15 protein-coding genes are annotated in these 12,101 nt (G+C 40.9%); 6 read left to right on the top strand and 9 right to left on the bottom strand.

What is annotated here, in order from left to right:
- Nucleotides 1-15: 15 nt before the first annotated feature.
- Nucleotides 16-786 carry an AraC family transcriptional regulator gene (locus tag GZH31_RS11670; RefSeq protein WP_180311019.1) on the bottom strand — a complete coding sequence of 257 codons (771 nt, stop codon included), beginning with the start codon at nucleotides 784-786 and terminating at the stop codon, nucleotides 16-18.
- Nucleotides 779-1,225, bottom strand: coding sequence for a carboxymuconolactone decarboxylase family protein (locus GZH31_RS11665; RefSeq protein WP_036966718.1), 447 nt, complete (start codon nucleotides 1,223-1,225; stop codon nucleotides 779-781). The genes GZH31_RS11670 and GZH31_RS11665 overlap by 8 nt, the downstream gene beginning before the upstream one ends.
- Before the next feature lie 159 nt (nucleotides 1,226-1,384).
- On the opposite strand from GZH31_RS11665, the gene GZH31_RS11660 reads away from it, so the two are divergent.
- Entirely contained in the window at nucleotides 1,385-1,633 is a 249-nt protein-coding gene (locus GZH31_RS11660; protein ID WP_036966721.1) for a hypothetical protein, read from the top strand.
- A gap of 94 nt (nucleotides 1,634-1,727) precedes the next feature.
- Nucleotides 1,728-1,958 carry a hypothetical protein gene (locus GZH31_RS11655; protein ID WP_036966724.1) on the top strand — a complete coding sequence of 77 codons (231 nt, stop codon included), beginning with the start codon at nucleotides 1,728-1,730 and terminating at the stop codon, nucleotides 1,956-1,958.
- Nucleotides 1,959-2,024: 66 nt separating this feature from the next.
- Here the strand turns inward: GZH31_RS11655 and GZH31_RS11650 are convergent, their stop codons facing one another.
- Entirely contained in the window at nucleotides 2,025-4,295 is a 2,271-nt protein-coding gene (locus GZH31_RS11650; protein ID WP_180311018.1) for a TonB-dependent receptor, read from the bottom strand.
- A gap of 378 nt (nucleotides 4,296-4,673) precedes the next feature.
- Here GZH31_RS11650 and GZH31_RS11645 point away from each other — a divergent pair, with 378 nt between their 5' ends.
- A complete protein-coding gene (locus tag GZH31_RS11645) occupies nucleotides 4,674-5,060 on the top strand; it encodes a hypothetical protein (RefSeq protein ID WP_051501730.1) in 387 nt (128 codons plus the stop codon).
- 303 nt (nucleotides 5,061-5,363) lie between these two features.
- Nucleotides 5,364-6,320 (top strand): magnesium/cobalt transporter CorA, encoded by a 957-nt coding sequence (gene corA, locus GZH31_RS11640; RefSeq protein WP_065978620.1) that lies wholly within the window; start codon nucleotides 5,364-5,366, stop codon nucleotides 6,318-6,320.
- Between the two features lie 67 nt (nucleotides 6,321-6,387).
- Here corA and dps read toward each other — a convergent pair whose 3' ends face one another.
- Nucleotides 6,388-6,906 (bottom strand): DNA starvation/stationary phase protection protein Dps, encoded by a 519-nt coding sequence (dps, locus tag GZH31_RS11635; protein WP_036966733.1) that lies wholly within the window; start codon nucleotides 6,904-6,906, stop codon nucleotides 6,388-6,390.
- 247 nt (nucleotides 6,907-7,153) lie between these two features.
- Nucleotides 7,154-7,573, bottom strand: a complete 420-nt coding sequence (locus GZH31_RS11630; protein ID WP_036966736.1) for an HPP family protein — start codon at nucleotides 7,571-7,573, stop codon at nucleotides 7,154-7,156.
- 218 nt (nucleotides 7,574-7,791) lie between these two features.
- On the opposite strand from GZH31_RS11630, the gene GZH31_RS11625 reads away from it, so the two are divergent.
- Nucleotides 7,792-8,607, top strand: a complete 816-nt coding sequence (locus GZH31_RS11625; RefSeq protein WP_180311017.1) for a LytTR family DNA-binding domain-containing protein — start codon at nucleotides 7,792-7,794, stop codon at nucleotides 8,605-8,607.
- An 84-nt stretch (nucleotides 8,608-8,691) separates the two neighbouring features.
- Nucleotides 8,692-9,213 carry a cytochrome b gene (locus GZH31_RS11620; RefSeq protein ID WP_065978618.1) on the top strand — a complete coding sequence of 174 codons (522 nt, stop codon included), beginning with the start codon at nucleotides 8,692-8,694 and terminating at the stop codon, nucleotides 9,211-9,213.
- On the opposite strand, the gene GZH31_RS11615 is transcribed toward GZH31_RS11620, so the two are convergent.
- The 4 genes from GZH31_RS11615 to GZH31_RS11600 form a co-directional block, all read right to left on the bottom strand.
- A complete protein-coding gene (locus GZH31_RS11615; RefSeq protein ID WP_051501731.1) occupies nucleotides 9,210-10,349 on the bottom strand; it encodes a GGDEF domain-containing protein in 1,140 nt (379 codons plus the stop codon). The genes GZH31_RS11620 and GZH31_RS11615 overlap by 4 nt on opposite strands.
- A 76-nt stretch (nucleotides 10,350-10,425) precedes the next feature.
- Nucleotides 10,426-10,902: a hypothetical protein gene (locus tag GZH31_RS11610; protein WP_180311016.1), complete on the bottom strand. Its 477-nt coding sequence runs from the start codon at nucleotides 10,900-10,902 to the stop codon at nucleotides 10,426-10,428.
- 11 nt (nucleotides 10,903-10,913) lie between these two features.
- A complete protein-coding gene (locus GZH31_RS11605; RefSeq protein ID WP_036966746.1) occupies nucleotides 10,914-11,609 on the bottom strand; it encodes a hypothetical protein in 696 nt (231 codons plus the stop codon).
- Nucleotides 11,609-12,100: an RNA polymerase sigma factor gene (locus GZH31_RS11600; protein WP_036966749.1), complete on the bottom strand. Its 492-nt coding sequence runs from the start codon at nucleotides 12,098-12,100 to the stop codon at nucleotides 11,609-11,611. The genes GZH31_RS11605 and GZH31_RS11600 overlap by 1 nt, the downstream gene beginning before the upstream one ends.
- Between the last annotated feature and the right edge of the window lies 1 nt (nucleotide 12,101).

Genomic DNA, 12,101 nt, shown 5'->3' with positions numbered 1-12,101 from the left:
AAAGCGTGCGTGCAACTATCTTAGGATCAGTTTTGTTTGTTTACTCTGTGAGTCTGAAAGCAGCTTTCGGTACTTGGCAGGTGTAATGTGCATAATCGCTTTGAACTCTTTAATAAAATGCGGCTGATCGGTAAAGCCACACGCTTGCGCTATATCGGCAAAACTCATAGAAGGGTGATCTTTTATGGCTTGTTTAGCCATTTTTACGCGATAAATGCGTTCAAAATACTTAGGTGTTACTCCGCACTGGTTTTTAACTTGTCGTTCAAGTTGTCTTTGACTGAGTGGTGCTCGCTGATAGGCGGTTTCGAGTGGGGTTAAATTAATTAGGTTACGAATTAAGTGCTTAGAGTGCTCAGTTCCGCGATTAATCACTTTGGGTAGGGTTAAGTACTCGCTTAAAAGAGCCACAAAAGCACTAAGGCTTGGGTCTTTTTTAAGGCCTGTTGCTATTGTATTGAGTGACTCAACGTTAACTAAAGAATGTGTTGTGGCGTGCAGCTGCGGCAGTATTGTGGGATTAAAACGTATGCCGCAAAATCGTGCCTCTTTTGAAAAACTCAATTTTGATGCATGTGTCGATGTTTGCTGAAAAGCATAGGGTAGGGCGACTGGCTGATCATCAAGAAAAAGCTCACCAGCCACAGGAAAAATAACCCCAGTTGCCCCATCGCACGCGAGCCATTGGTCACCCTCTGAATGCGCCGAAGCACACCAGATAGCTTGAATAATTTCGGCTATGTCACCTTGTGGCGTCATGAGCTCAAGTGTTAAATGATTATTCATTAAACTCGACATCAGGTTTAAATGTTTTCACTATACGATTCCAGCTATTAATTGCATTAATGGCAACTGTTAATGCAACAAGCCCTTGCGCTGAAAATGCGTCAGTCAGTGTTTGATAGAAAGTATCATCAATTGGTTGTGCTTGTGTCAATTTTTCGCACAGTTTTAACGCAAGGCGCTCATGCTCAGTATAAAGCGGCATGTCTTGCCAAGCACTTAAACCAATAATGCGATTAGGTAATTCGCCATACTCGCGTGCTTGTTTAGTATGCATTGCAATACAAAAAGCACATTGATTAAGCTGCGATACCCTCAGTTTTATCAGCTCCCATATTGTTAAGCCGAAAGTCGCTTCGGCAGCATTTTTAATTAATGATTCTTGGTTAATAAGGTGCTTTATAAGCACGGGGCATGAAGAAAGATAATTAGCACGTTTCATAACGGTTCCTTAAATAACAATTTAGGGCCAGTTTAGAAAACGCATAGATTTAAATATTGCAAAAAAACGACATGTTTGAATGTTATTTATCTACAGTCATTCGCACCCGATTTTTAATCCTGTTATGCTAGCTTTATTAGCAATCACTGAGTGTTTAAGATGATTAATGATAATGATGTAATCGAAACATTAGATGAATTAGAGACATTTTTACGTCTTGTCGAAAATGGTGGCTTAGGCCTTGAAAATGTAGCAGGGGTCGCCTTGGCTACAAATAACAGTGATGGTCGCCCATTTGTCGCTGTTCTTGATGATAATCATCAACTATTACTGGGTCGGTATGTTAGTCATGACGTATACGAGAATGGTAAAGATATGGTGCGATATGGCGTGAAAAAACCGCATTAAAACGGGTTTTGTACCTATAATGTTGTACTTTTATGCCTGTAGTATAATAATATGTTCTTATCGAGCGCTAAATTAATTAAAAAAAGGGAAGTATATGAAGTTTTTAAGTGTTGCTCTTTTAGCCGTGTTAATGACCGGTTGTGCGAGTTCAAGTGATGAACAAGCAAGTAATGATGGTTTAATTTGTAAAATGGAAAAGCCAACGGGTAGCAATATACCTAAGCGTGTTTGTCGTACTCCAGAACAAATTGCAGCAATGGAAAAAGAAGGCCGAGATGGCATTCGTGATATTCAACGAAATAGCACAAATACAGTGAGACTATAATCGCTGAATAGATTGTTTCTGAATCGAATTTATAAGGGCCACGTGTAAATACGTGGCCCTTTTTTGTTATAGTGCGGTGCGTATACCGAGGGCAATACTGCGACCTGGCTGCGGGGCTAAATATCGTAAATAGCTTTGATGTGGGCGTATTTCTTGGTTTGTTAGGTTGTCTATAGTTATAAACAGCTCATTATCAAATCCCAAAAGTGAATTTGCGTAACGCATGTTCATGCCCATACTGTAGTAGCTTGGTGATGCGTGTTCAAACTTTGCAAGCTGCTCTTGCGCTTTGCTGTGTTGGTAATCAATCGTGGTTTTTATATTTTCAAATTGCCAATGAATTGCTGCGCCATAGCTGTCGGCAGGCGTGCGAGGAATGCTATCTCCTTCGAGTCGACGGCGAAAATACTCTGCCTCTTGGGCTTCATCAGGGTTAAAAAAAGCCTCTGGTGTAAAAGGGTCATAGCTTCCGTCAAATTGATATACCGGTGTGTTTTTTGTTTCGTCAGCATACGCAGTAAAGGTGAAATCGCCTAAATTTTGCGTGTTGAGTGTATAGTTGAGCTCAACTTCGAAGCCTTTATTTAAGGTATCTGCTTGACGCCATTCTTTAACATACACACCTCCTCTGTATACTCCTGTGCTGCCTAGGTAAATATAATTATCGTAGTTATTTTTGTACCAACTCGCAGTCAGGCTTAGGTTGTCGAAGTGAAAACCTGTGCCAATTTCGTGCGCTTTATTCACTTCTTTTTCGAGGCTTGAATTACCTTGCTCTTCAATTAACAGTGCATAATGTGGGTTACTTGCATACAGTTCATTGATACCGGGGGCGCGCTCGGCATGGGTCGTACTTGCATCGACATACCAAAACGAAGAAATATCCCAATTTGCAGACAATGAATGATTAAACAGCTCAAACTCATTATCTTTTATGGCTGCTCCTTGACCTCGTCCGGGCTGATAGTGGTCGTTAATAGTTGGCGTGTAATTGACTTTTTCGTAGCGTGCTCCAATTTGCAACGAAACAGGCCCAATTACTGCATCTTGCAGTATGTATGCACCTTGGCGTTTAGCGTTAATGTCGGGTAGGTAATTGTTTTTGCCACTGCCTTGTTTTTCACTTCTATCGACAACGAGTCCGAATGTACCAGCGAATTGTTCTGTAAATTGATAATTTAACGTTGGACTAAGTTGCCAGTTTTTTAAAACGAATGTGTTCACGCTGCTCTCGTCGAGATTTTCGTCGTCTAGCTGTTTTGAGTACACCGCTTTTATATTGAACTCATTTAAGTATGGATTAGCTGAAAAATGTTTTTGGTAAAGTGCATCAATACGATATTGAGATGAGTAAATACGAATATTTCCCGACTGTTCAGTCTGTTGTGCATCGTGTGAATGCACTGCTGGACGGGCTATGTGAACAAACCCCGGTATTGCCCTATTTGCGGAGTTGTAATTCACAGACATGCCAAATAACTGCTCATCGTCAAATCGCTGACTGCCACCAAAAGTTAAGTTTGTTTGGTAATAACTTGAATTGACTACTTTATTTTTAGAGTTAGCGAGTTGATGAGTAATTATTTGCTGCTCAATAGGGGTGACATCAACAAACTGAGTGCCATCATGCTCCCATGTCGGTCTTGCCAAAGAAACTTGGCATTGGCTTACCTGTTGGCTATTTAAAACCAACGAGTCCCAATTTGAGCAGTCTGCTGCTTTGCTAGTATGAGGAACTTTATAATCACTCTGCTCGCGATAAAGAAGGTTAACGTTATACGCAAAGTCGTGTTCTTGACCGCTTGCGGTGCCAAGCACAGAGGACGGGGCATTGTAGCCCGTTTGAATTTCAAGTTTGTCTTCTTTTTCAATACCTTGTTGTAAGGGAATACGGCCATCATTTATATCAACAATCCCTGCCATGGCTTCACCACCAAAAGGAATTGTTGCACGAGCGCCTTTAAGTACCGTGATCGATTCTGCAAAAAAAGGCTCAATAGGTATGAGTTGATCGTCGCTCACCGCTGACATATCACGAATAGGCATGCCATTACTGGTGATCAGTACTCGTTGGCCTCCTTGCCCACGAATTTGTGGCCGACTTGCCGAAGAGCCGAAAAAACTGGCACTAACACTGGGTATTTGTGAAAGCGTATCACCCAATGTTGTTGCTTTTTGTTGCTCTAAAAGATCACCAGACAATACAGACTTACCTACAGCAACCTGGTTTATGGGGGAATAGTCTTTTATGTCGCTTTTTATCTCTATGTGTTCGATTTCATTTGCGTGCATAGATGAAGAGATACCTAAGCATAAAAGGGAGATTTTAAATTTCATTACTTTCTCTTTGTTATGTTACATCATAACAATTGTATTCTGTATCTAAATACGGTTCAAACAATTACGTTCATTATTAACTTAATTTTTAAGTGGGCTTAAGTAGGGTCGGTTAGAGTTCTTTCCATAAAGGAGCACTGCGACGCTGAAAAACCTTGCTAAGCAACTGTTGATGGATATTTTCTACGAGCTTTTTTCAAGGCACGATTGATTCGCCAATGCTTCTAAGTAAAGCACAGAGAATCAGATAAATGGTACAAAACACACCACGTCGCTATTAATTTAAGTCGACTTTTGCTTGCTTAAAATATCGTCATTACTATAAATTAAAGTGCCTATTAGTTTTACTATAAGTTGTCTTAAAATAAGGATAATCATATGACAGATAATTACACACCACCTGAAGCAAGCCTTGAAATTCCCACAGAGAATAACTCAGGACAAGGTAAGGTGGGCGAGTTACCAGAAGGCGTAAAGGGGTTTAGTTGGGGAGCGTTCTTTTTAAGCTGGATTTGGGCAATTGGCAACAGTACGTGGATAGGCCTATTAGCTTTAGTTCCTTATATTGGTTTTATTGTGTCTATTTACTTGGGCTTTAAAGGCCGAGAGATGGCGTGGCAAAACAAACGATGGGACAGTGTTGAGCATTTTCAGCGAGTGCAAAAACAATGGTCATTTTGGGGAGTACTGATTGTTGGTGGCCTATTTATACTGGGTATCGTGGCAGCTATTTTACTTCCTGCGATGCAATCAAGTAGCTATTAAGCTTTATACTTACAAGTTTTGTTAATGCCAGCTTTTACTGGCTCAATATACCATCAGGATATTCGCTTTTTATAAAATAACACAGTGAACGGCGTCGATAATATTGAATAATATTGAAGACTTTGTCAGTGCAAATAAAAATGAAGTAGAACAAATGCAACAGCTCGGTGCATAGCAATACTGCCATTATAAAGTTTAAAGCCCCTTTGTTGGGGCTTTTTTTTAGCCTTAACAAATTGAGCATTGTTCATTATGACGAACAACTATAGTATTTCAGTAATTTGATTAATTAGGGCAGGGCGTATGTTACGATTTTTTTCTATTAACCAAGGTGTGATCACCGAAACTGAGCCAGCCCCCGATACACCTTTAGCAACCGCTATTAAAAATGCGCATTGGATAGACACCATTAATCCAAGTGAAGAAGAGCGCCAAGCACTTGCAAGCACATTAAATATTACGCTTCCTGCGGCGGATGATGTAGACGAAATTGAAGCATCATCGCGGTGTTTTATCGACCACGAAGGCTTGCATGTGCATGCATTGTTTATGTCGCCTAACGAAGGGCGTTTTAATACGGTGACGGTCGCATGTTTACTGCAAGATAACTGCTTACTAACGATTCGCGATGATGAATTAGCCGATTTTCGTTTATTGCGTTTACGTGCTCGCAAAGGGCAAGTGGCATGTGATAACCCTAAACAATTACTCGTGACTTTATTCGATCAAAAGGTCGAAAACCATGCAGATATGCTTGAAGATATGCATCATCAACTCGAAAAACTCAGTGCGTATGTGCTCGAAGAGGATGACTCAGATCTTGAGGAAGCAGTGAGCCGAATTTCTCGCCTTGAGGACAACAACGGTAAAGTACGTTTATGTTTAATGGATACGCGACGAAACATTTCGTTTTTACTGCGTAATTTGGGAGCGCCCAGCGAAGACCGCGAGTCTCTGCGCGAAATTGTCCTCGATATCGATACCTTGATGTCTCACTGCACCTTTTTGTTTGATAAGGTGAACTTTTTAATGGATTCGACTCAGGGCTTTATTAATATTGAGCAAAACCAAATAATTAAGACTTTCTCAATCGCCTCAGTGGTGTTTTTACCTCCCACCGTGGTTGCCAGTATTTACGGTATGAACTTTAACTCTATGCCTGAGCTTAACTGGGCATGGGGATACCCGTTCGCGATTGGCGTGATGTTGTTGTCGGGTTTTGCCCCTTATTTATTTTTTAAACACAAAGGCTGGTTATAACGTTGTTTTAAAGAATAAAAAAGCCCAGCAGATGCTGGGCAAGGGGTCTTCGGATAGAAGGGAGGGTTTAACTTTTCAGTTCGCCCGTTGACGATTCGATGTGCGCACGAACAAACCACTGAAATTGCTCTAAGTCTGCTAATTGACCTGTGATCATATCTTCAGAAACAGGGTCAAGCTCGGCTAACTTTTCAATGGCTTGGCGGTGATCTTTATTCACCCCGTTATACACTTTATCAAGGGCTGACAAGTGGTCGGTTACGAGCCCTTTGCCAATTGAATAATCTTTCCAATTACGACGGTCGACAATCGATTGCGGTGTGCCAACGGGCACGCCACCCATAGTTGCAATACGCTCTGCGATAGTGTCGGTCATTTCTTGTACGGCACTTACTTGTGGATCGAGCATTTCGTGCACACCAATAAAGTTAGGGCCGACTACATTCCAATGAATGTGTTTTAAAGTGAGGTGTAAATCGATTAAAGCGACCATACGTTGGTCTAAAATAGCAATCGTGTCAGCGGCTGATTGGTTGTTAACACCGGGTGCTGTGAATTCTGCGACTTTCGATGATGTGTTACTCATTACTCCTCCGAGTTTCTTTAAAAAGTTGTTCCATGATGCTTTCTGTAATGACCAGAAAGCGAAGTTATTTAAAGAGGAGCAAGCGTTGTACCAAAATTAATGATATTTATAAGTTATTGTTTTTATTTGTTTGTTTTTATTTTGAGGTGTGCAGTGAGGTTTGTGGGTTTAGCTTATTATGAAAACTCTGCACACTGAATGTAAAAAATTCAGTGTGCAGTGGTAGAAATAATTACTCGTTTATATATCAAGATAACAATGCAGCTGCTAAACGAACAAAGTCAGACGAGGTTAAAATACCTACTAGGTTATTGTCTTCGTCGACAACGGGCATACAACCATGACGATTCTCGACAAAGAATTTAGCCACCTCATGCAGTGGCTGCTTTGCAGAAATACTGGTGAAATCGGTTGCCATGATATCGGCTACTTTGGTTTGCTTTTCTTTTCGCTCGAGTGCGCTGGCGCTAAAGTTGGCCATAATGTTCATTACTTGGGCAATCATTATTTTCTGCGTGAGCATGCCTACTAAGCCACCGTGCTCGTTAATAACGGGAATGTGGCGGATGTTTTTTTCTTTCATTAAATTGTGGGCATCATGCAAGGTGTTGTGCGCACTAATCGCAAATGGGTCTGGAGTCATTAAGTCGGCGACGAGGTGTGTCATGGTTTATTCCCTACAAAGTAATTAATAAGGTATAAGTTTAGCTTTAATTGGGCTGAATACACTTTGTTCAGATCAAAGTTTTATTGATCGATGAAATTTTTTAGATCAGCAGTGACAGCCTGCCATTGTTACTTTCATTGCTTTTTAAATATAACTAAAAGTACTTTTTAACACGGCTGTATATTTGCTACTTTCTTAGAGCTTAAAAGGAGAAAGTTATGGCAATAAATAAATTATGGCGGCATCTCACTGAGCCTTGGCAGCGCGCAGCAGGTGCGTGGTTTGCTTTTTTTCTGTTATTCAATGCCTATTGCTTTTTTTGGCGTCACTATATTGGTGGCGGTCATTACCAATTTTTTGATTCACAATTATTTTGGTTAAAAGAGTGGGGAAGCTTATGTGTGCTTAGCATAGGGGTTGTTGCATTTTTTAATTTAAAAGCGCGCGTTAAAAGTAGAATTTACTTTTATCCTACGATGTTATTGATGAGCATCTCATTGATCATTAGCTTACGTATTTTAATAGATTTTGATTTTTATGGTTATGCGCTCGCAGCCTCGGTTACTCAGCTTTTTCCAAAATACTTCATTGCGAGCACTCTAGTATTAATACTGTGGCATGTTTTCACGGTACAAGCAGAGTCAACACCTGCGACGGTCCGACCTGAACACTCTGAGCATCTTGAAAAGACTGATTATATTGAAGTGAACCATAAAGGAGTCGCTAAAAAGCTGCCGTTAGCGTCAGTGGTTTTTATAAAGTCAGCAGGTAATTACTTAGAGATACAGACCGTTGAGAGTCGTTACTTAAAGCGAGATACCATTAAACACCTATATTCTGAACTACCGTCTGACACATTTTGCCAAGTACACCGTAGTTATATTGTTAATGTTGCCCAGATTGCTGATTTTAATCTGGCGCTCAATAAGCGAAAATTGACGATGGCAGCAGGTTTTAGTGTGCCAGTGAGTAAGTCGTTTAAAGCCCGTGTATCTGATTTGCTCAGTGTCGAAGATTCATTCATCACAAAATAGGTGATTTCGTCACAGTTCTATATAAATCATAAGGTTAATCATTATTCTTGAACACATAAAAATCATTGTTTAAGGATTAATTAAATGAAAAACACCAAGCAAACTACGCATAAGTTCTTGCACTGGTTGAGTGCGCTATTGGTTTTGACTGTGATTGTAATGGGTTACTACATGACCTGGGTTACCGATTACAGCTTATACCACTGGCATAAGTCGATAGCGGTTATGATTGCGATGCTATGGGTAGCCAGAATTATCTATCGAATACGAAATCCGTTTCAATCAGCTGTGCAAAATCACCTTACCAAATGGTTGCATGTTTATCATTGGGGGCTGTTAACTTTATTAGCTATCATGCTTGTTTCTGGCGCATTTTATAGTGGGTTTGGCGGCTTTGGTATTGGCTTGTTTTCGTGGCAACTCATTGCTAGTAACTACAATGAGGCAGGCGAGGCGGTTGCCTCTATTGCTTGGTTAAGTGAGGCAGGATGGCAAGTTCACATTTTGTGTGGTTATTTATTATCAGCCGCGCTGTCGTTACATATCTTAGCGGCACTTAAGCATCACTTTATTGATAAAGATATGACTTTAAAAGCCATGCTTTAAAGGTTTATTTCAACCCGGTTTCTGCCCTTATTTTTAGCCGAGTAGAGCGCTTTATCTGCTCGGTTAATTAGGTTATCGAATGTGTCATCTTGTTGCCAACGGGTTAGCCCGAAACTGGCAGTGAGTGTGATGTTATTTTCATGAAAAACAATTTCGCTGGTTTCAACAATAGTCCGAAGCGTCTCTAGCTTTTGTTGAGCAGCATTTTCGCTGGGCTCAAAACTCAGAATGAGGAATTCCTCTCCGCCCAAACGGCAACATAAGTCTTGTTTGGCTAAATGGTGATTTAACAGTTCAGAGAATACTTCAAGTACGAGATCTCCCCCTTCATGGCCATAACTATCATTGATACGTTTAAAGTAGTCTATATCTACCACGCTGGCATACAGTTTTGAGTTGTGTTTTGAGGTTAATAAACGCTGTTGTTCAAGTATAAACTGTAACCCTCGGCGGTTGTATAAATTGGTGAGGGGATCTTTTAAAGAAAGGTCTAAGTAACGTTTTTTCTCGTCGATAAGTAACGTTGTTATGAGGCCTAGTCCTATCATCACAAACACAGTGGCATGCCCAACAACCGTTAGCGAATAAAGCACCGCAACAGTTAGGTTCCCAGAGACTACAATGGCTAATTGGCTTATTGCGATGATCAATAAAATACACAGGGCAATGGCGAGTACCCCATTGCCTATATTACTTTTTAGTATGGCGCGTTTGAAACTGACGTAAATAAGAACGGGCAGAGTTATAAATGTATAACTTAGCTGCGCGATAGCTAATTGGTTTATGGTTTTCATAAAAAATATAAACACGGCGCATACGAGACTAAAGGCTATTACTTGCAGGTTGAAGCGAGACTTTTCGTCGTAATTAAAAATAGCTAACTGAAGCAACATAATAGAGAGCACGTACATGGCGACACCTGAGCGAAAGTCAGGTGTGAGCTCAAAAATATTCTGTATCCATAACCACGAAAAGCCCGCCATTCCTAAATAGAAATACAGGTTAAATAGTGAGATTGATCGACTGTTAAACCCACTGGTCATTAATTTTGTGGCAATAACCGAGCAGGTAATAACGGTGATCATTAAGAAAATATAGAACCCGTGATAAAAATAGTTCTCGATGCTACCAGTCATGAGTCACACTGAAATGCACTGTATTAGTAAAGAGTAGCACAGAAAGTTTCCCCGCGAGAAAGAGATATATCCCTGATTATTCAGGGTGATGAATATGTGAATAAGCATCTATTGCATCAATACTGGGTTTGATCCCCTTTCCCAAAACAATGATTAACTGTGTTGTAATTTCACGCTTTGCAATGTGGGGTGGCGACTCACTAGGGTAAGGTGAAGCTTGCCTTGAACAGGTAAGTAAACCACAGCGTGTTGTATAAGTTGCAGTTTGTCTGTGCGAGTTAAGCGCTGTATTGTTGTGCGATATGTGTGTATCTTGCGTGGTGACAACGAACCAGTCGTAACCTTGTTTTAGAGTTAGTTTGGCGGCGTGATGCAAACTAGCATCAAGCACGCCTTGCTTTGATAGCCTATTACTTTTATAGCGAAGCACATATTGGTTTTCTGCGAGCGGCTTAATTGTCAGTCCAACATGATTATCAATGTCATTATGCTGATCTGTGCTGCTGCAGCCACTGAGAATAAGCGTTATTAATAGTGTGATTAAAAACTTCATGGTTATTTTACCTATTGCCACTTATTCTCGCGTGCTTGCTGTTCTAGAGTGCGGTCGAGCGGCTGCCCCTTAATTGTATTATCGATAAAGGTGTCGAGCGCTGACGTGTTACTCGCGAGGCTATATGTTTGTCGATCATAGGGCTTTTGCTCAGTAGAGACTTTAAGTTGCCAAGTACCGTGTTCTTTACAGGCAATATGAGACTGCTGTGTTTGTTGTTGGTAAAGGGTGTACTGTCGACAAAAGTCCCCCGTCGAATTAATAAAACTTAATTGTGCTGTAAGTGAGCGTGCACTATCTATATTTGTTTTGTCACCGCTTAGTTGCTGCTCTAATGCATTTGCTATGGGCTGTTCAATATTTAATTGCTGTTGTTGCGTTAAACTGGCAACGCCCACAGTAAATAGCACAGCAATACCTGCTGCGACAGCGAGTTGCTTACGGCTGGCTTGTTTTATTTTTTGCCACTTCGACAGTGAAACAACCGTGTCGTTTGTTTGCTTGCCAAGGGTTTTTTCTAGCGATTTAGACAGTGGCATTGCATCAATTTGCTCAGCATGTTGTTTCACTAGTAAATCAACTTCGCTTAATTCGGCAAGGCGTATGGCAAGGTCTTCATTTTGCGCTATGGCGCTGCGAACTCGCTCCATTTCTTGCGCTGATAATTCATTGTCTAAAAAGGCACTGAGAGTTTGGTCGTCAATCATTAGGCGTTTTCCTTAGTGAAGTCAGGCTTTATTAATTGATACAAGGCACTTCGAGCTCGCGATAACTTACTCATAACGGTTCCAACAGGAATATCTAGCGTGTGTGCAACGTCTTTATAAGCCATGCCTTGCACTGCAACTAACGAGATGATTGCACGCTGCTCATCGGGCAGGGTAGTTAAAGCGTGGTTGACGCGTTTAAGAGTTTGCGAGGTCGCCAGGTGTTCCTGCCCATCATCGCATGTGGGTTCTTGTAAATCGGTATTTTGAACCGCTTTTAACCTTACTTTTTGCGAGCGATATTCATCAATCCATACATTACGGCATACTTTAAACGCCCACTTTAGTGGCTCAATATCGTCAGGAATTCCTTTTACCAATAGCTTTTCGATGGTAATTTGCACAACGTCATCTGCATCAGCTTGGTTGCCGGTTAGCGAAAATGCAAAACGCCTAAGTGCAGGTAATAAACTGGTTAGTGTATTAGTCATG

This window comes from Pseudoalteromonas sp. JSTW (assembly GCF_013423925.1).
In the GTDB taxonomy this organism is placed as follows: Bacteria; Pseudomonadota; Gammaproteobacteria; order Enterobacterales; family Alteromonadaceae; genus Pseudoalteromonas; species Pseudoalteromonas lipolytica.
Note: the sequence above shows the minus strand (reverse complement) of the source record. Positions and strands in the feature narration are given on the sequence as shown.

Excerpts from the sequence above, each read along its gene's own strand:
- GZH31_RS11670 (WP_180311019.1), bottom strand. The coding sequence starts at position 786 with ATGAATAATCATTTAACACTTGAGCTCATGACGCCACAAGGTGACATA.
- GZH31_RS11665 (WP_036966718.1), bottom strand. The coding sequence starts at position 1,225 with ATGAAACGTGCTAATTATCTTTCTTCATGCCCCGTGCTTATAAAGCAC.
- GZH31_RS11660 (WP_036966721.1), top strand. The coding sequence starts at position 1,385 with ATGATTAATGATAATGATGTAATCGAAACATTAGATGAATTAGAGACA.
- GZH31_RS11655 (WP_036966724.1), top strand. The coding sequence starts at position 1,728 with ATGAAGTTTTTAAGTGTTGCTCTTTTAGCCGTGTTAATGACCGGTTGT.
- GZH31_RS11650 (WP_180311018.1), bottom strand. The coding sequence starts at position 4,295 with ATGAAATTTAAAATCTCCCTTTTATGCTTAGGTATCTCTTCATCTATG.
- GZH31_RS11645 (WP_051501730.1), top strand. The coding sequence starts at position 4,674 with ATGACAGATAATTACACACCACCTGAAGCAAGCCTTGAAATTCCCACA.
- corA (WP_065978620.1), top strand. The coding sequence starts at position 5,364 with ATGTTACGATTTTTTTCTATTAACCAAGGTGTGATCACCGAAACTGAG.
- dps (WP_036966733.1), bottom strand. The coding sequence starts at position 6,906 with ATGAGTAACACATCATCGAAAGTCGCAGAATTCACAGCACCCGGTGTT.
- GZH31_RS11630 (WP_036966736.1), bottom strand. The coding sequence starts at position 7,573 with ATGACACACCTCGTCGCCGACTTAATGACTCCAGACCCATTTGCGATT.
- GZH31_RS11625 (WP_180311017.1), top strand. The coding sequence starts at position 7,792 with ATGGCAATAAATAAATTATGGCGGCATCTCACTGAGCCTTGGCAGCGC.
- GZH31_RS11620 (WP_065978618.1), top strand. The coding sequence starts at position 8,692 with ATGAAAAACACCAAGCAAACTACGCATAAGTTCTTGCACTGGTTGAGT.
- GZH31_RS11615 (WP_051501731.1), bottom strand. The coding sequence starts at position 10,349 with ATGACTGGTAGCATCGAGAACTATTTTTATCACGGGTTCTATATTTTC.
- GZH31_RS11610 (WP_180311016.1), bottom strand. The coding sequence starts at position 10,902 with ATGAAGTTTTTAATCACACTATTAATAACGCTTATTCTCAGTGGCTGC.
- GZH31_RS11605 (WP_036966746.1), bottom strand. The coding sequence starts at position 11,609 with ATGATTGACGACCAAACTCTCAGTGCCTTTTTAGACAATGAATTATCA.
- GZH31_RS11600 (WP_036966749.1), bottom strand. The coding sequence starts at position 12,100 with ATGACTAATACACTAACCAGTTTATTACCTGCACTTAGGCGTTTTGCA.